We start from the raw sequence: 17,932 nt of genomic DNA on the forward strand, positions 1-17,932 counted from the left end.
CGGCGCGTTACAGGCTGCGCTCGACCCTGATCTGATCGAAGACCTCGATCTTGTCGCCGACCTGGACGTCATTGTAGTTCTTGACGCCGATACCGCATTCCATGCCATTGCGTACTTCGTTGACATCGTCCTTGAAGCGGCGCAGGGACTCCAGCTCGCCTTCGTAGATGACCACGTTGTCGCGCAGGACACGAATTCGCTTGTTGCGGTACACGGTGCCCTCGATGACCATACAGCCCGCCACGGCACCGATCTTGGGCGCCTTGAAGACGTCGCGCACTTCGGCCACACCGACGATCTCTTCCTTCCACTCCGGCGCCAGCATGCCGCTCATGGCCTGCTTGACCTCGTCGATGAGCTGGTAGATGACGCTGTAGTAGCGAAGATCCAGACCCTCGCGCTCGATGATTTCCCGGGCGGCGGCGTCGGCACGCACGTTGAAGCCGACCACGATGGCGTCGCTGGCCAGCGCCAGGTTGGCATCGGTACCGGTAATACCGCCGACCCCGGACGACACCACGGCAACTTCCACTTCACCGGTGGACAGCTCTTCGAGCGCGCCACGGATCGCTTCCAGGGACCCCTGCACATCGGCTTTGAGGACGATATTGACCTTGGCCACCTCGTCCTGGCCCATCTGCGAGAACATGTTCTCCAGCTTGGCCTTCTGCTGACGCGCCAGACGCACCTCGCGGTACTTGCCCTGACGGAAGTTGGCGACTTCACGCGCCTTCTTCTCGTCGGCCAGGACCATGAAGTCCTCACCGGCTTCCGGGGTTCCATCCAGGCCCTGGATCTCGACGGGCATGGCCGGCCCCACCGACTCGACCTGCTGGCCGAGTTCGTTGGTCAGCGCACGTACACGGCCGTAGTGCAACCCTGCCAGCACGATGTCACCACGCCGCAGCGTACCGTTCTGGACCAGCACGGTAGCCACCGGACCGCGGCCCTTGTCGAGACGCGACTCGACCACGACGCCCTTGCCCGGCGCATCGGGAACGGCCTTGAGCTCGAGCACTTCGGAGACCAGCAGCACTGCTTCGAGCAGTGCATCGACGCCTTCACCGGTCTTGGCCGAGACGTGGACGAACTGCGTATCGCCGCCCCACTCCTCGGAGATCACGCCATGCTGCGACAGCTCGTTCTTGACGCGATCCGGATCGGCGCCCTGCTTGTCGATCTTGTTGACCGCGACCACCAACGGCACACCCGCCGCCTTGGCGTGTTCGACGGCCTCGACGGTCTGCGGCATGACGCCGTCATCGGCGGCCACCACCAGGATGACCACATCGGTCGCCTGGGCACCACGTGCACGCATTGCAGTGAACGCTGCGTGCCCCGGTGTGTCGAGGAAGGTGACATCGCCCGTTTCGTGCTCGACGTGATAGGCACCGATGTGCTGGGTAATGCCGCCAGCCTCGCCGGTAGCCACCTTGGTGCGACGAATATAGTCGAGCAGCGAGGTCTTACCGTGGTCGACGTGGCCCATCACGGTGACGACCGGCGCCCGCGTGATTTCCTCGCCCTCGTAGGAGATGCCTTCGAGAACTTCGGTCTCCAGTGCATCGTCCTTGACCAGCTTGGGCTTGTGGCCCATTTCCTCGACGACGATCGCCGCCGTGTCCTGGTCGATGGTCTGGTTGATGGTCACCGCCGCACCCATGGTGAACATGGCCTTGATGACTTCGTTGGCCTTGATCGCCATCTTGTCGGCCAAATCGGCAACACTGATCGACTCGGGGATAGCCACTTCGCGCACGATCGGCTGCGTCGGCTTCTGGAAGCCGTGCTTGCCACCGCCGCCGGTATCGCGGCCACGACGCGTACCACGCCGTTCGGCACGCTTGACCTTCTTGCCGCTACCGCGCCGACGCTCGCTGCGCTCTTCGCGATCTTCGTCGCGACTGGTCTCATGGCGACCTTTCTTGGCCGCGCCTTTCTTCGCATTGGCACGACGATTTTCGCTACGCGGCTCCTTGGGCGGCGCCTCGACGACCGGCGCCTCACCGCCGCCTTCGTCATCCGGCAGCTCGAGCTCGGTCGGCACGTCAGGCTCGGGCGCCTTGCGTGCCGGCTGCTCGGCCGTCTCCGCCTTGTCTGCCGCCGCCTGACGCTCGGCTTCCTGCTTGGCAGCCTCTTCAGCGGCACGCGCTTCGGCAGCCCGCGCCTCGGCGGCACGCACCTCTTCGGCCTGAGCCCGTGCCTGCGTATCCGCCATGTCGCCGACCAGCTGGCGCGGCCCTTGCTCGACCGGCTCGGGCTTGGCAGCCGCCTCGTCCTCGTCGCGCTTGACGTAGGTACGCTTCTTGCGAACCTGCACTTCGATAGTCTTGCCGCGGTCGCCGCTCTTGATGCGACTCTTGGTCTTGCGCGTCAAGGTAATGCGGTTCTTGGGAGCACGCCCATCGCCGCCATGACTCTTGGTGAGGTGATCGAGCAATCGCTGCTTATCCTCTTCGGAGACAGCATCGCCTTCGCTCTTGTGCGGAAGCCCCGCGTCTTTCATTTGTTCCAGAAGGCGGGAAGTATCACGCCCCACCTTGACTGCGAAATCTTTAACTGTCATTTCTGACATTACGACCCTCCTGAGCCCGTGACCTAGTTACTGTTCACTCTCGAACCAGGGCGCACGGGCGGTCATGATCAATGCCGCGGCGCGCTCTTCATCCACGTCCTCGATGTCCTTGAGATCATCGATGGACTGCTCGGCAAGATCTTCCATGGTGACGATGCCACGGCTGGCCAGTGTAAAGGCCAGGTGTCGATCCATCCCGTCCATCTCGAGCAGATCCTCGGCGGGCTGGGCGCCATCCAGGACTTCCTCGGAAGCGATTGCCAGGTTCAACAGCTCGTCTTTGGCGCGTGCGCGCAGTTCTTCTATCAGGTCTTCATCGAATTCTTCGATCTCCAGCATCTCCTCGATGGGCACATAAGCCAGTTCCTCGAGGGAGGTAAAGCCTTCTTCGACCAGTACCCGAGCCAACTCCTCGTCGATCTCGAGGTGATTGATGAAGTACTCGACCAGGCTATCGATCTCTTGTTCGCGTTTGCCCTCGGCTTCGTCTTCGGTCATCACATTGAGTGCCCAACCCGTCAGCTCACTGGCCAACCGCACGTTCTGACCGCTGCGACCGATAGCCTGGGCGAGATTGTCTTCGGCAACGGCGACATCCATCGAATGGGTGTCCTCGTCGACGAGAATGGAAGCGACATCGGCAGGGGCCATGGCGTTGATGACCAACTGTGCCGGGTTGTCGTCCCATAGGATAATATCCACGCGCTCGTTCTGCAGCTCGTTGGACACCGCTTGCACACGCGAACCGCGCATGCCGACACATGCACCGACCGGGTCGATGCGCTTGTCGTTGGTCTTGACGGCGATCTTGGCCCGCGAGCCGGGATCACGCGCCGCTCCCTTGATCTCGATGAGCTGCTCGGCGATTTCCGGCACCTCGATCTTGAACAGTTCGATGATCAGCTCGGGACGCGTACGCGACAGGATCAGTTGCGAGCCACGCGCCTCCGCGTCGACTTTCCACAGCAGGGCACGCACCCGCTCGTTCATGCGGTAGCGCTCACCGGGAATCATCTCGCTGCGCGGCAGAAACGCCTCGGCATTGTCGCCCAGGTCGATGATCAGCCCGTCGCGTGTTGTTTTCTTGACCGTACCGGCAACCAGCTCGCCTTCGCGCTCGGCATAGTGACGTACGATCTGGGCGCGTTCGGCCTCGCGAACCTTCTGCACGATGACCTGCTTGGCGGTCTGCGCTGCAATACGCCCGAACGCGGCATTCTCGATCCGCTCCTCGACCACGTCGCCCAAGGTCAGCGGGGGATCGCGCTGCTCGGCAAACGTCTGCTTGATCTCTGCATCGGGATTCTCGAACTCGTCGTCCTCGATCACCACCCAGCGACGAAACGTCTCGTAGTCACCGGTCGTGCGATCGATCTTGACGCGGACGCTGACCTCCTGGCCCTCGAAACGCTTGCGCGACGCACTGGCCAGTGCGGACTCGACCGCTTCGAAGATCACCTCACGGGGCACGCCCTTCTCGTTCGAGATCGCATCAACGACCAGCAGAATCTCTTTGCTCATGCCTTAAGCCTCGCCAGAAAACAGTTCTTATGCATCGAACTGCGGGACCACCCGCGCCTGATCGATACTATCGATGGGAAAGCAGTATTCCTCGCCGTCGAGGTGCAGCAACACCTCGTCGCCGTCGATACCGGCCAGCAGCCCCTTGAACTTGCGCCGGCCCTCGAAGGGGGCACGCAGACGCAACGACACGGTATTGCCCTTGTAGCGCTCGAATTGCGCCAAGGTGAAAAGCGGTCGATCCATCCCCGGCGACGACACCTCGAGCTGGTACTGACCGGGAATCGGATCTTCGACATCGAGAATGCCACTGACCTGACGGCTGACATCGGCACAATGATCGACGGTGATCCCCTCAGGACGGTCAATATAGATCACCAGACGTGAGTGCTTACCCTGGGACATGTGTTCGATACCCCAGAGCTCGAAGCCCATGGACGTTACCACCGGCTCGATCAGCGCATCCAGCGCAGCGTTCTTGTTGCTAGCCACAGACGAAGGCTCCTACTGCAGTTGCATCAGGCACCTGACCGGGAGTAAGGAAAAAGCTAGGTGGCTGATTGGCGTTGGTGCCAGCGGAACGGACCGCTAACAAAAAGCCCCTTCTGAGGAAGGGGCCTTTCACATAAAACTTGGTAGCGGGGGCCGGATTTGAACCGACGACCTTCGGGTTATGAGCCCGACGAGCTACCAGACTGCTCCACCCCGCATCATAGCTTGGCGATTATAGGAACTCGCTCGCCTTTGGGTCAAGGAAAGCGCATCGCCACATCGCGCCAATCGTGCTTCTGAACGCCTGCAACCAGGCAATCTTCAGATGGTGCCGAAGGGGGGACTTGAACCCCCACGACCATAAGGTCACTACCCCCTCAAGATAGCGTGTCTACCAATTCCACCACTTCGGCATCAGGGGACGAGAATCAGGCATTACACATTGCGCCTTCCTCTCGTGAGCCGGCATGACAACTGCCGACTCGCACTACGATTGAGGCGTGGAGATCACTCTCCGCTCTCCTCTAGCGCTGGCGCAGAATTATCCATACTTTGTGCCCCATCGTCAAGTGTCGGCGCCGCATTGCGTTGCTCGATCACCTCGGCATCGGGAATGCCCTGCACCGACGTGTCGCCGGCTTGCGAGGCGAAGTAGGCCAGCGCCAGCGACGTGGCAAAGAACGCCGCCGCCAAGGCACCGGTCAGCTTGGCCAGAAAGCCGCCGCTCCCCCGGGAACCGAAGACGGTCTGTGAAGCACCACCGCCAAACGCGGCACCGGCCTCGGCCCCTTTGCCCTGCTGCAGCAGGATGAGCGCGACCAATGCGATGGCAATGACCACGTGAATCATAAGAATCGCGATTTGCATGTTTTCAACCTGCTGACTGACATATGGCTAGAAATTCGTTGGTCTTGAGCGATGCGCCCCCGATAAGCCCACCGTCGATGTCCGGTTCGGCAAGCAGCTCGGCGGCATTGTCGGCCTTCATGCTGCCGCCGTACAGCAGACGAAGCTTCTCGGCCAAGTCGCCGTCATACTCGCCAAGGCGCGCACGAATTGCGGCATGCACCTCCTGGGCTTGCGACGGTGTCGCCGTACGCCCGGTGCCGATTGCCCAGACCGGTTCATAAGCGACTACCAGGCGTTTACGCTGCTCGTCATCCAGGCCATCGAACACCGCCTCGAGCTGACCGAGCACTACGGCTTCTGTCTGTCCCGCCTCGCGCTGCTCGAGCGTTTCGCCGACACACAACACCGGGACCAGTCCGGCCGCCAGTGCCGCCTTGGCCCGCGCCAACACCGCCGCATCGTCCTCATGGTACATCGAGCGGCGCTCGGAGTGGCCGACCAACACATAACGCACATCGAACTCGTCGAGCATCGCGGCGCTGATCTCGCCGGTATGCGCCCCCTTGGGCTCGGGACTGAGCGTTTGCGCCCCCAGAGCGACCGGGGTACCGGCCAGAGCCGCCTGCATCGCCGCCAGATAGGGCGCAGGTGGGATCAGCGCCACTTCCACCGATGAGGGCAGCCCCGTCTCGGCAAAGGCAGTCCCGAACTGCTCGACCAGCTCCAGCGAGCCGTTCATCTTCCAGTTCCCGACGATCAGTGGCATGCGCATGAGCAAATCCCTTCCTCAAAGTGGTGCGAAATGTTATAGGAGCGTCCCGACCAAGACAACCGCGGGCCGCATGCGTTTAGTCCATCAGGCGCTCGACATCGATAGCGATACGCTGTGCCAGGGCCGTTACATCGAAGTGCGGACGCCCTTCGACCATGACCCGGATCAGCGGCTCGGTACCCGATGGGCGCAGCAACACCCGGCCGCTGCCATCGAGCTCCGCCTCCACGGCGGCGACCGACGCCTGGACCGGCTCGCTCTCGAGCAATGCTCGCTTGTCGGTCCCGGGCTTCAGACGCACATTGATCAGCGCCTGCGGCGCCTTCTCGAAATCCTTGAGCAACGCGGCCAGGGACTGGCCCTGACTGACCATGATCGATAGCACCTGCAGGGCCGAGACGATACCGTCACCGGTGGATTGCACGTGGCCGCAGACGATATGTCCGGACGACTCCCCGCCCAATTGCCAGCCATTGGCCGCAAGTCGCTCCATGACATAGCGGTCGCCTACCTTGGCACGCTCGAAAGGTATTGCCATCGACTCCAGCGCGGCAGCCAGACCGAAGTTGCTCATTAGCGTGCCCACCACGCCCCCGCCCAGTTCGCCACGCAAATGACGATCCTTGGCGATGAGATAGAGGATGTCATCGCCATCCACCTCGCGGCCATCGGCATCCACCAGAATCACCCGGTCGCCATCGCCATCGAAAGCGATTCCCAGGTCGGCGCCGCGCTCGATGACCGCAGCACGCAAGGAGGCTGGATGTGTCGAGCCAACCCGATAGTTGATGTTCAAGCCGTCGGGATCCGCCCCGACCAGGCTGACCTGTGCGCCCAACTCACGAAACACGTTCGGCGCGATATGGTAGGTCGCCCCATGCGCACAATCGAGAACGATCTTCAGGCCATGCAGGGACAGACGATGCGGCACGGTAGACTTGCAGAACTCGATATAGCGCCCCGCTGCATCGTTGATGCGCACCGCCTTGCCGAGCCGGTCGGCAGGCACCGTTTCCAGCGGCTTCTCCAGCTCATCCTCGATACGCATCTCGATGTCGTCGGGCAGCTTGGTGCCTTCAGCCGAAAAGAACTTGATGCCGTTATCCTGATATGCATTGTGCGAGGCGGAAATCACGATGCCGGCATCGGCCCGGAACGTACGGGTCAGATAGGCGATGCCCGGCGTGGGCATCGGGCCGAGCAGCGAGACATCCACACCCGCCGCCGACAGGCCGGCCTCGAGGGCCGATTCGAACATGTAGCCCGAAATACGCGTGTCCTTGCCGATCAGCACCTTGGCGCGCCCGCGCTGTTTGTCCAGCACGCGCCCCATGGCCCAACCCAGCTTGAGCATGAAATCGGCGGTGATCGGATATTCTCCGACCGTGCCACGGATACCATCGGTACCGAAATAGCGTTGTGTCATCGATTAGCGCCTTCCTGTAGCACGGCCCAGGTCATGTTTACTGCGTCCACGCAGGGGCCGACGTCATGTACGCGAACGATACGAGCACCTCGCTCCACTGCCAGCGCCGCAAGCGCCAGCCCGCCCCACAGGCGCTCCTCGACGGGGCGATCGAGCACCTTGCCAATCATGCTTTTGCGCGACATGCCGACCAATACGGGCAATTCGAGGCAGGCTAGTGTGTCCATGCGCTTGAGCAGGCGCAAATTGTGCTCGAGAGTCTTGGCAAAGCCGAAGCCGGGATCGACGAGCAGGCGGTCGCGGGCGATACCAGCCGCTTCGCAGGCTGCAACCCGCTCGGCAAGGAATGTCACCACGGCTTTCTCGACCGGCACGTCGTAGCGAGGATCGCGTTGCATGTCGCCAGGCTCCCCCAGCATATGCATCACGCATACCGGCAGCTCGCTGGCCGCTGCCGCATCAAGCGCACCGGGCCGCTGCAGGGAGCGTACATCATTGAGCATGCCCGCCCCCAGGGTGGCGACTTCGCGCATGACCTCCGGAGAGCTGGTATCCACCGACACCAGTGCATCGAACTCATTGACTAGGCGCTCGACGATCGGAGCCACACGATCCAGCTCTTCCTGCAGCGAAACCGGCGCGGCCCCGGGCCGGGTCGATTCGCCGCCCACGTCGATGAGTGACGCACCTTCGGCCAACATTCGCTCGGCATGCCGAAGGGCAGCATCGACGGCGTCGAAGCGCCCACCGTCCGAAAAGGAGTCTGGCGTGGCGTTGAGGATCCCCATGACATGAGGACGAGATAGGTCGAGGGAGTGCCGTCCACATTGCAGAACGGCACTGGAGGGAAACTCAGTCATTCGAAAACCCGGTTGGCGGGAAACTCACCTTCATGACGACACTAGGCGCCCCGCAGGGCGCCTAGCTGCCAAGCGCGGACTTTAGTGTCCGGCCGGGCCACCCAAGGGATCGGACGGACGCCGTGCGCGGTCATCGTCATCCTCTCCGCTACCGTCCGCGTCGGAACCTTCGTCGGGACGCTCCTGAGCACTGGGCTGTTCGCTAACTGGCGAGCCACGGCCCGTGTTGTTGTCATCCCAGTCTTTCGGCGGACGCGGCTTGCGGCCTTCCATGATGTCCTTGAGCTGATCGGCATCGATGGTTTCGTACTGCATCAAAGCCTCGGCCATCATATCGAGCTTGGGACGGTTCTCTTCAAGCAACTGCTTGGCCTGATTGTAGCAACCGTCGATGATGCGACGCACTTCCTGGTCGAGACGTGTCGTGGTCTCGCCCGACTTGAGCTTACCGCCGCCCTGACCGGGGCCACCGAGGAACTGGTGGGACTCGTCCTCGTCGTACATGATCGGCCCCATCTCCGCCGACAACCCCCACTTGGCCACCATGTTATGGGCCAGTTCGGTGGCACGCTTGATGTCGTTGGACGCCCCGGTGGTGACGCCGTTCGGCCCCAACGTCATCTCTTCAGCGATACGCCCCCCGAACAGTGAGCAGATCTGGCTGAGAATCTGCTGACGGGACAAGCTGTAACGATCCTCTTCGGGCAGGAACATAGTCACGCCCAGTGCTCGGCCGCGAGGAATGATCGTGACCTTGTAGACCGGATCGTGCTCGGGCATCAGCAGACCGATGATCGCGTGGCCGGACTCGTGGTAAGCCGTATTGAGCTTTTCCTTCTCGGTCATGACCATGGACTTGCGCTCGGCGCCCATCATGATCTTGTCCTTGGCCAGCTCGAGCTCTTCCATGCCGACCAGACGGCGGTTACGGCGCGCGGCAAACAAAGCCGCCTCATTGACCAGATTGGCCAGATCCGCCCCGGAGAAGCCCGGCGTACCGCGAGCGATCACACTCGGCTTGACGTCTTCACCCAGCGGCACCTTGCGCAGGTGAACGCCGAGAATGTGCTCACGACCACGGATATCGGGCAATCCAACGACCACCTGGCGATCGAAGCGTCCCGGGCGTGTCAGTGCCGGATCGAGTACGTCGGGGCGGTTGGTGGCGGCAATGACGATGATGCCTTCGTTGGCCTCGAAGCCGTCCATTTCCACCAGCAGCTGGTTGAGGGTCTGTTCGCGCTCATCGTTGCCACCGCCCATGCCTGCACCGCGCGAGCGCCCCACTGCATCGATCTCGTCGATGAAAATAATGCAAGGCGCCTGCTTCTTGGCCTGCTCGAACATGTCACGCACGCGCGAGGCGCCGACACCCACGAACATTTCGACGAAATCGGACCCGGAGATCGAGAAGAACGGGACCTTGGCCTCGCCAGCGATCGACTTGGCCAACAGCGTCTTACCGGTTCCCGGCGGGCCTACCATCAACACGCCGCGCGGGATGGTGCCACCCAGGCGCTGGAACTTGCTGGGATCCTTGAGGAAGTCGACCAGTTCCTCGACCTCTTCCTTGGCTTCGTCACAACCGGCGACATCGGCGAAGGTGGTCTTGATCTGATCCTGGGAAAGCAGCTTGGCCTTGGACTTGCCGAAACTCATTGGCCCGCCCTTGCCTGCACCGCCACCCTGCATCTGGCGCATGAAGAACAGGAAAATGGCCAGAATGATCAAAATCGGGAAGCTGGCAATCAGTAGCCGTGTCCACAGACTCTGTTCTTCGGGCTTTTTGCCGATCACGTTGACGTCGTTCGCCAACAGATCATCCATCAGCTTGGGATCCTGGGCCGCCGGACGAATGGTCTGAAACTGCGAACCGTCCTCACGCTCACCCGTGATCGTATAGCCATCGATGGTGACCGTACGGACCTGCCCTTCCTGGACCTGTTCGACGAACTGCGAATAGTTCATCGTTTGCGTCGTGCTATCGACGCTGAAGTTGTTGAACACCGTCAGCAAGACCGCTGCGATGACCAACCAGAGAATCAGGTTCTTCGCCATGTCATTCAAGGCAATACCCTCGTTGCATAATCTGACTGCCAAGCGTGCCCATGTTTGACACTACACCACGTGGGGGCGTTCAACCATGTTTGCAAGCTTAGCCCTTGAAACCTTCCGCCAGCAGATAGACTTCGCGGGAGCGCGCTCGCGATGCCTCCGGCTTGCGGGTGACCACCCGCGTGAAGCTGCCACGCAGCTCCTTCAGGAAGTCGTCGAATCCTTCGCCCTGGAAGACCTTGGCCAGAAAGCCTCCACCGGGCCTGAGCGTCTGGCGCGCCAGATCCAGAGCCAACTCTACTAGATACATGGCCTGCGGCTGGTCAATGGCCGCCATGCCGCTCATGTTGGGCGCCATGTCCGAAATGATCAAATCCACCGGGCGCTCGGCGAGGACACCGAGTATGGTTTCGAGCACGGCGTCTTCGGTAAAGTCGCCATGCACGAAATCGACACCGGCCAGGGCATCCATCTCGAGGATATCCGAGGCAATCACTACCCCTGCCGGCCCGACCTTTTCGGCAGCGATCTGGCTCCAGCCACCCGGTGCGGCACCCAGATCGATCACCGTCATGCCCGGTTTGAACAGCTTGTCCTTGGCGTCGATCTCGAGAAGCTTGTAGCTGGCTCGCGAGCGGTAGCCATCCTGCCAGGAGCGCTGGACGTATTGATCGTCGAAATGTTCCTTGAGCCAGCCTGCGCTGCTCTTGCTGGAGGAAGTTCGAGCCACGAGTTCACCTGATTCGTTCGGGATGCATCCCGGACATTGGAATGGCAATGGAAGGCAACCCGGTACGCCATGACTGTGACTGTACGACAAAGCGGCGCTTTGCATGACTCGACTTTCGCCGTACCATGACGCGTTCAGCCGCTGCGGCGTTCGTGTCATCGCGGCGTCCGCCACCAAGCAATGCACGCCAACCGGGAACAGCCACGATACCATGAGCTTGTCACAGGCACAAAAGAAAGCATTTCGCAGCATCGGCCACCATCTCGATCCGGTGGTCACGGTTTCGGAAAACGGCGTGTCGGAAGGCGTCATGGCCGAACTCGATCGTGCGTTGACCGACCATGAGCTGATCAAGATCAAGCTGGCCGTGGGCGACCGCGAGATTCGCCGCCAGGTCATCGAAGAACTTGCCGCCGATGCGCGTGCAGAGATCATCCAGATCATCGGCAAGATGGCGCTGTTCTACCGCCGCAACCCCAAGGCCAATCCCAAGCTGTCCAACGTCAAGCGCTTCGAAACCCACCACGGCAGACACTGAGACAGGCGGCAGCGCGGTAAGTTCAGCACCAAACCAAACACCCCAAGGCATTGCCTTGGGGTGTTCGTAATCGCTTGCGACTTAGTAGCGCTGACCGAAGACTTACAGGTGCTCGACACTCGAGATCTCGTACTCGACCTCGCCGCCAGGAGTACGCACCAGCGCCACGTCACCCTCTTCCTTGCCGATCAGTGCGCGGGCGATCGGTGAAGTCACCGATATCTTGCCGGCCTTGATATCGGCCTCGTCCTCGCCGACGATCTGGTAACGCACTTCCTCATCGTTATCCAGATTGATCAGCTCGACAGTGACGCCGAAAATCACCTTACCGGTCTTGGGCATCTTGGTGACGTCGATCACCTGAGCCAAGGACAACTTGGACTCGATTTCCTGAATGCGCCCCTCGATGAACCCCTGCTGCTCCCGAGCGGCATGGTATTCGGCGTTCTCCTTGAGATCGCCATGCTCACGCGCCTCGGCGATGGCATTGATTACCCGAGGACGCTCCACTCCCTTGAGCTGGTTGAGCTCGTCCCGCAGGCGCTGTTCGCCTACGACGGTCATCGGGACCTTGTTCATGATCTGGCTCCTGCATGCAATTCCTGAAGCCGCCGCACGGTAATTTCATTGCCGTACTCGAGCGCCATGCAAACGGCACGCGCCCCAGCCAACGTCGTGGCATAGGGCACCTTGTGTGCGAGCGCGGTGCGACGGATCACGGAAGAATCGTTGATCGCCTGGCGGCCTTCGGTAGTGTTGACGATGTAGGCCACGTCGTCGTTCTTGATCATATCGACGATATGCGGCCTGCCCTCGAAGACCTTGTTGACGGCCTTGACCGGCAAACCGGCCTCTTCGAGCGCTTGGGCGGTACCGCGAGTAGCGATCAGATCAAACCCTAATGCTAGCAAAGATTGCGCGACCTCGATAACGCCCGCCTTGTCCGGATCGCGAACCGACAGGAATGCAGTGCGATCGCCCTCGAGCTTGGGAATCGCCTCGCCCGCCCCGAGCTGCGCCTTGTAGAACGCTTCGGCGAAGGTCTCGCCACTGCCCATCACCTCACCGGTGGACTTCATTTCCGGCGACAGGATCGGGTCGACCCCGGGGAATTTATTGAACGGGAATACCGCTTCCTTGACGCTGTAATAGCCTGGAATCAGTTCGCGGGTAAAGCCCTGACCCTCCAGGCTGCTGCCGGCCATGCAACGTGCAGCGATCTGTGCCAGCGAAGTGCCGATGCACTTGGAGACGAACGGCACTGTCCGCGAGGCGCGCGGGTTGACCTCGATGACATAGATCTCGCCATCCTGCCAAGCCAGCTGCACGTTCATCAGGCCCACCACGTTGAGCTCCACGGCCATGCGCTTGACCTGATCGCGCATCTCGTCCTGAACGTCCTTGGGTAGCGAGTAGGGCGGCAGCGAGCATGCCGAGTCACCGGAGTGCACGCCGGCCTGCTCGATGTGCTGCATGATGCCGCCGATCACCACCTGCTGACCGTCGGACACCGCGTCGATATCGACCTCGACGGCGGCATTGAGGAAGTGGTCGAGCAGCACGGGCGAGTCGTTGGAGACCTTGACCGCGTGGGTCATGTAGCGCTCCAGCTCGTCGGCGCTGTAGACGATCTCCATGGCCCTGCCACCCAGCACGTAAGACGGGCGCACCACCAGCGGGTAACCGATCGTCTCGGCCTTGGCGAAGGCGTCCTCGAAACTGCGCGCCGTGGCGTTGGGTGGCTGCTTGAGGCCCAGCTTTTCGATCATCTGCTGGAAGCGTTCGCGGTCCTCGGCACGGTCGATGGCATCCGGCGTGGTGCCGATGATCGGCACGCCGGCGGCTTCGAGCTCGCGCGCCAGCTTGAGCGGCGTCTGGCCACCGAACTGGACGATCACACCGACCGGCTTTTCTTTGTCGGCAATCTCCAGCACGTCCTCCAGGGTCACCGGCTCGAAATAGAGACGGTCGGAGGTATCGTAGTCGGTGGAGACGGTCTCCGGGTTGCAGTTGACCATGATGGTCTCGTAGCCGTCTTCGCGCATCGCCAGCGCGGCGTGGACGCAGCAGTAGTCGAACTCGATGCCTTGGCCGATGCGGTTCGGCCCGCCGCCCAGCACCATGATCTTCTTGCGGTCGCTGGGAGCGGCCTCGCACTCCTCTTCGTAGGTGGAGTACATGTAGGCGGTATGCGAGGCGAACTCGGCGGCACACGTGTCGACGCGCTTGTAGACCGGCCGGATGCCATGCTTCTGGCGCGCGCGGCGGAACTCTTTCTCGGAGACGCCGAGCAGCTTGGCCAGGCGCGCATCGCTGAAGCCCTTGCGCTTGAGGCGGAACAGCGCATTGGCACTGAGCTCGGCCAGCGAACGTTTGGCCACGTCCTGCTCGGTGAGGATCAGATCCTCGAGCTGGACCAGGAACCAGCGATCGATGTTGGTCAGCGTGAAAATCTCGTCGACGCTCATGCCGGCGCGCATGGCATCGGCGATGAAGAAGATGCGCTCGGCGCCGGCGGCCTGCAGCTCGCCCTTGATCAACGCCAGATTGTCGTCGCTGAAATCGGTAATCTTGGGGTCGAGCCCATCGTTGCCGGTTTCCAGCCCGCGCAATGCCTTCTGCAGCGACTCCTGGAACGTCCGGCCAATTGCCATGACCTCGCCGACCGACTTCATCTGTGTGGTCAGGCGATCGTTGGCCTGCGGAAACTTCTCGAAGGTGAAGCGCGGAATTTTGGTGACGACGTAATCGATGGACGGCTCGAAGGACGCCGGGGTCTTGCCGCCGGTGATGTCGTTCTGCAATTCATCCAGGGTATAGCCCACAGCCAGTTTGGCAGCGATCTTGGCGATCGGGAAGCCGGTGGCCTTGGACGCCAGCGCCGAGGAACGCGATACGCGCGGGTTCATCTCGATGACCACCATGCGCCCGGTCTGCGGGTCGACGCCGAACTGCACGTTGGAGCCGCCGGTCTCGACACCGATCTCACGCAGCACCGCCAGCGAGGCGTCGCGCATGATCTGGTATTCCTTGTCGGTCAGCGTCTGCGCCGGAGCTACGGTGATCGAGTCGCCGGTATGCACGCCCATAGGATCGAAGTTCTCGATGGCACACACGATGATGCAGTTGTCGTTCCTGTCGCGAACGACCTCCATCTCGTACTCTTTCCAACCCAGTAGCGACTCGTCGATCAGCAACTCATGGTTGTTGGAGAGCTCGAAGCCACGCTGACAGATCTCGTCGAATTCTTCCTTGTTGTAGGCTACGCCACCACCGGAGCCGCCCATGGTATAGGAGGGGCGGATGATGGTCGGAAAGCCCAGCTCGGCCTGGATCTCCCAGGCCTCTTGCATGGTATGCGCCACCTTGGCCTTGGGACAGGCGAGACCGATGTTCTTCATCGCCTTGTCGAACAGGTCGCGATCCTCGGCTTTGTTGATGGCGTCGGCATTGGCGCCGATCATCTCCACGCCGTACTTGGCCAGTACGCCGTGCTTGTCGAGGTCGAGAGCACAATTGAGCGCGGTCTGTCCGCCCATGGTGGGCAGCAGTGCATCCGGACGCTCCTTCTCGATGATCTTCTCCACCGCCTGCCAAGTGATCGGCTCGATATAGGTGGCGTCGGCCATGACCGGGTCGGTCATGATGGTTGCCGGGTTGGAGTTGACCAGGATGACCCGGAAGCCTTCTTCGCGCAGCGCCTTGCAGGCCTGGGCGCCGGAGTAGTCGAACTCGCACGCCTGGCCGATGACGATGGGGCCGGCGCCGATGATCAGGATGCTCTGGATGTCGGTACGTTTGGGCATGACGATTCCCGCGGCTAATTCGGTGAAAACAGGTCTGGATGACGGTAACGGAGGCTCAGCGGCGTTCCTTCATCATCCGCACGAAGCGATCGAACAGCGGCGACACGTCGCGCGGTCCCGGGCTCGCCTCGGGATGGCCCTGGAAGCTGAATGCCGGGCGATCGGTACGCTCGATGCCCTGCAGGGTGCCGTCGAACAGCGAGCGGTGCGTGGCGCGCAGCGTCGGCGGCAGGCTGGTCTCGTCGGCAGCGAAACCATGGTTCTGGCTGGTGATCATCACGTAGCCGGTATCCAGATCCTGAACCGGGTGGTTGGCGCCATGGTGGCCGTGATTCATCTTCACCGTCTTGGCGCCGGAAGCCAGTGCCAGCAGCTGATGCCCCAGGCAGATGCCGAAGGTCGGTATATCGGTCTCGATGATTTCGCGGCTCGCCGCAATGGCGTAATCGCATGGCTCGGGATCGCCCGGGCCATTGGCCAGCAGCACGCCGTCGGGGTTCATCGCCAGCACCTCGCTGGCCGGGGTCTGCGCCGGCACCACGGTCAGACGGCAGCCACGCTCGGCCAGCATGCGCAGAATGTTGTACTTGACGCCATAGTCGTAGACCACGACATGGTACGGACGCTCACCAGCGGCAGCATCGGCGTAGCCCGCCCCCAGCGCCCATTCGCCCTGGTTCCATTCATAGGCCTCCTTGCAGGAAACCTCCTTGGCCAGGTCCATGCCTTTGAGCCCTGGGAACTCGCGAGCCACGGCCAGCGCGCGCTCGACGGCATCGTCGCCCTCGGCCTCTGGGCCCGCCAGGATCGCACCGTTCTGGGCGCCCTTGTCGCGCAGGATGCGTGTCAGGCGGCGGGTATCGATGTCGGCGATGCCCAGAATGTTCTGGCTCTTCAGATAGGCGTCCAGCGTCTGCTCGCTGCGAAAACTGCTGGCCAGCAGCGGCAGGTCGCGGATCACCAAACCCGCCACGTAAATACGGTCGGACTCGACGTCTTCGGCATTCACTCCGGTGTTGCCGATGTGCGGGTAGGTCAGAGTAACGATCTGTCGGGCATAGGAGGGATCGGTAAGGATTTCCTGATAACCGGTCATGGCCGTATTGAACACCACCTCACCGCTGGTCTGTCCATCGGCGCCGATGGCGCTGCCATGAAATACGCTGCCATCTTCCAAGGCCAGTATTGCGGGTCTGTTCAACGCAACGTCCTCCACTGCTTTCGTAAGACTGGATGCCGCCCGCCGTCGCTGGCGGCTGAAAAGGCCTTCTGTATGATGGACCTGACGAAACGTCGGATTCGCCATACGCGCAGGTCGTAAAAAAGCGGGACGAAACCTGAAAAAAGACCGGTTTCATCCCGCTTGTTGTTCTGCTCGGCACACGAGGCCCTGCTGGCTTACCGAAGCCCGGCCAAATTGGCTGGAGTTTACAGGATTCAGCGCGGCGAGACTACCCCTTTAGTGCCAAAACGTCTTGCATGTCGTAGCGACCGGCCGGTTGGTCGGCAAGCCAGCGCGCCGCTCGCACCGCCCCCTTGGCGAAGGTCATGCGGCTCGATGCCTTGTGGGTGATCTCGATACGCTCACCTTCGGTGGCGAACATCACCGTGTGCTCGCCGACGATATCCCCGGCGCGCACCGTGGCGAAGCCTATCTCCTTGTCCGAACGCGGTCCGCACTGCCCTTCGCGGGCGAACACGCCGTGCTCCCTGAGGGTACGTCCCAGCGACTCGGCGACGACCTCGCCCATCTTCAGCGCCGTGCCGGACGGTGCATCGACCTTGTGGCGGTGGTGCGCCTCGATCACCTCGATATCGTAGCCCTCGTCGCCCAGCGCCTTTGCCGCCGTCTGCAGCAACTTGAGGGTCAGGTTGACACCCACGCTCATGTTCGGCGCGAAGACCATCGGTACGCGATCCCGGTAGGCATCGAGCTGTGCGAGTTCCTGCTCGTCGAGACCGGTGGTGCCGATGACGATGCGCTTGCCGTGCTCGGCACAGAAAGCCAGGTTGGCCAGGGTGACCTGCGGCGCGGTGAAATCGATCAACACATCGAAGTCGTCGACCACGGCATTTAGAGAGTCGCTGACCGCCACCCCCAGCTTGCCGAGCCCGGCCAGCTCACCAATGTCGGCGCCTGCCAGTGAACTGCCAGGCTCGACAATGCCGGCCGCCAGATAAGCCTGGGTGTCCTGCTCGACGGCGGCAACCAGCGTGCGGCCCATGCGGCCGGCAACACCGACGATGGCGACGCGAGGGTGGGTGGGACTCATGCGGACTCCTACGCTATGTCTGATGAATCAGGCAA

14 protein-coding genes and 2 tRNA genes are annotated in these 17,932 nt (G+C 61.9%); 1 reads left to right on the forward strand and 15 read right to left on the reverse strand.

Translation table 11 applies throughout. From position 1 onward, the window contains the following. Positions 1-7: 7 nt before the first annotated feature. The 11 genes from infB to rlmE all read right to left on the reverse strand — a co-directional run bounded on the left by infB (position 8) and on the right by rlmE (position 11,280). Positions 8-2,575, reverse strand: a complete 2,568-nt coding sequence (gene infB, locus MHM84_RS06540) for a translation initiation factor IF-2 (RefSeq protein ID WP_239263957.1) — start codon at positions 2,573-2,575, stop codon at positions 8-10. Positions 2,576-2,602: 27 nt separating this feature from the next. Continuing rightward, positions 2,603-4,096, reverse strand: a complete 1,494-nt coding sequence (gene nusA / locus MHM84_RS06545) for a transcription termination factor NusA (protein WP_239263960.1) — start codon at positions 4,094-4,096, stop codon at positions 2,603-2,605. Between the two features lie 27 nt (positions 4,097-4,123). Continuing rightward, positions 4,124-4,588: a ribosome maturation factor RimP gene (gene rimP, locus MHM84_RS06550; RefSeq protein ID WP_343218278.1), complete on the reverse strand. Its 465-nt coding sequence runs from the start codon at positions 4,586-4,588 to the stop codon at positions 4,124-4,126. A gap of 141 nt (positions 4,589-4,729) precedes the next feature. After that, a tRNA-Met gene (locus MHM84_RS06555) sits at positions 4,730-4,806 on the reverse strand. 108 nt (positions 4,807-4,914) lie between these two features. Then, positions 4,915-5,001 (reverse strand) — tRNA-Leu (locus MHM84_RS06560). A 94-nt stretch (positions 5,002-5,095) separates the two neighbouring features. Next, the gene (gene secG / locus MHM84_RS06565) at positions 5,096-5,455 is read right to left on the reverse strand and encodes a preprotein translocase subunit SecG (protein ID WP_239263962.1); all 360 of its coding nucleotides are present in this window, start codon (positions 5,453-5,455) and stop codon (positions 5,096-5,098) included. A 4-nt stretch (positions 5,456-5,459) separates the two neighbouring features. After that, positions 5,460-6,209: a triose-phosphate isomerase gene (tpiA, locus tag MHM84_RS06570; protein WP_239263965.1), complete on the reverse strand. Its 750-nt coding sequence runs from the start codon at positions 6,207-6,209 to the stop codon at positions 5,460-5,462. Between the two features lie 76 nt (positions 6,210-6,285). Beyond that, entirely contained in the window at positions 6,286-7,635 is a 1,350-nt protein-coding gene (glmM, locus tag MHM84_RS06575; protein WP_239263968.1) for a phosphoglucosamine mutase, read from the reverse strand. Further along, the gene (folP, locus tag MHM84_RS06580; protein WP_239263971.1) at positions 7,632-8,495 is read right to left on the reverse strand and encodes a dihydropteroate synthase; all 864 of its coding nucleotides are present in this window, start codon (positions 8,493-8,495) and stop codon (positions 7,632-7,634) included. The genes glmM and folP overlap by 4 nt, the downstream gene beginning before the upstream one ends. Positions 8,496-8,576: 81 nt before the next feature. Continuing rightward, positions 8,577-10,562: an ATP-dependent zinc metalloprotease FtsH gene (ftsH, locus tag MHM84_RS06585; RefSeq protein WP_239263973.1), complete on the reverse strand. Its 1,986-nt coding sequence runs from the start codon at positions 10,560-10,562 to the stop codon at positions 8,577-8,579. Between the two features lie 88 nt (positions 10,563-10,650). After that, positions 10,651-11,280, reverse strand: coding sequence for a 23S rRNA (uridine(2552)-2'-O)-methyltransferase RlmE (gene rlmE / locus MHM84_RS06590; protein WP_239263976.1), 630 nt, complete (start codon positions 11,278-11,280; stop codon positions 10,651-10,653). A 211-nt stretch (positions 11,281-11,491) separates the two neighbouring features. Here rlmE and yhbY point away from each other — a divergent pair, with 211 nt between their 5' ends. Then, positions 11,492-11,818 (forward strand): ribosome assembly RNA-binding protein YhbY, encoded by a 327-nt coding sequence (yhbY, locus tag MHM84_RS06595; RefSeq protein ID WP_239265270.1) that lies wholly within the window; start codon positions 11,492-11,494, stop codon positions 11,816-11,818. A 102-nt stretch (positions 11,819-11,920) separates the two neighbouring features. Here yhbY and greA read toward each other — a convergent pair whose 3' ends face one another. The 4 genes from greA to dapB all read right to left on the reverse strand — a co-directional run bounded on the left by greA (position 11,921) and on the right by dapB (position 17,897). Beyond that, positions 11,921-12,397: a transcription elongation factor GreA gene (gene greA / locus MHM84_RS06600; RefSeq protein WP_239263979.1), complete on the reverse strand. Its 477-nt coding sequence runs from the start codon at positions 12,395-12,397 to the stop codon at positions 11,921-11,923. Further along, entirely contained in the window at positions 12,394-15,624 is a 3,231-nt protein-coding gene (gene carB / locus MHM84_RS06605) for a carbamoyl-phosphate synthase large subunit (RefSeq protein WP_239263982.1), read from the reverse strand. Before carB ends, greA begins: the two co-directional genes overlap by 4 nt. Before the next feature lie 55 nt (positions 15,625-15,679). Continuing rightward, positions 15,680-16,825, reverse strand: coding sequence for a glutamine-hydrolyzing carbamoyl-phosphate synthase small subunit (carA, locus tag MHM84_RS06610; protein WP_239263985.1), 1,146 nt, complete (start codon positions 16,823-16,825; stop codon positions 15,680-15,682). Between the two features lie 250 nt (positions 16,826-17,075). Further along, the gene (gene dapB, locus MHM84_RS06615; RefSeq protein ID WP_239263988.1) at positions 17,076-17,897 is read right to left on the reverse strand and encodes a 4-hydroxy-tetrahydrodipicolinate reductase; all 822 of its coding nucleotides are present in this window, start codon (positions 17,895-17,897) and stop codon (positions 17,076-17,078) included. Positions 17,898-17,932: the final 35 nt, after the last annotated feature.

Source organism: Halomonas sp. McH1-25 (assembly GCF_022348165.1).
GTDB lineage: Bacteria > Pseudomonadota > Gammaproteobacteria > Pseudomonadales > Halomonadaceae > Modicisalibacter.

Bases quoted from the DNA above. Each gene is read 5' to 3' on its own strand.
- infB (WP_239263957.1), bottom strand. From the start codon at position 2,575: ATGTCAGAAATGACAGTTAAAGATTTCGCAGTCAAGGTGGGGCGTGAT.
- nusA (WP_239263960.1), bottom strand. From the start codon at position 4,096: ATGAGCAAAGAGATTCTGCTGGTCGTTGATGCGATCTCGAACGAGAAG.
- secG (WP_239263962.1), bottom strand. From the start codon at position 5,455: ATGCAAATCGCGATTCTTATGATTCACGTGGTCATTGCCATCGCATTG.
- tpiA (WP_239263965.1), bottom strand. From the start codon at position 6,209: ATGCGCATGCCACTGATCGTCGGGAACTGGAAGATGAACGGCTCGCTG.
- glmM (WP_239263968.1), bottom strand. From the start codon at position 7,635: ATGACACAACGCTATTTCGGTACCGATGGTATCCGTGGCACGGTCGGA.
- folP (WP_239263971.1), bottom strand. From the start codon at position 8,495: ATGACTGAGTTTCCCTCCAGTGCCGTTCTGCAATGTGGACGGCACTCC.
- yhbY (WP_239265270.1), top strand. From the start codon at position 11,492: ATGAGCTTGTCACAGGCACAAAAGAAAGCATTTCGCAGCATCGGCCAC.
- greA (WP_239263979.1), bottom strand. From the start codon at position 12,397: ATGAACAAGGTCCCGATGACCGTCGTAGGCGAACAGCGCCTGCGGGAC.
- carB (WP_239263982.1), bottom strand. From the start codon at position 15,624: ATGCCCAAACGTACCGACATCCAGAGCATCCTGATCATCGGCGCCGGC.
- dapB (WP_239263988.1), bottom strand. From the start codon at position 17,897: ATGAGTCCCACCCACCCTCGCGTCGCCATCGTCGGTGTTGCCGGCCGC.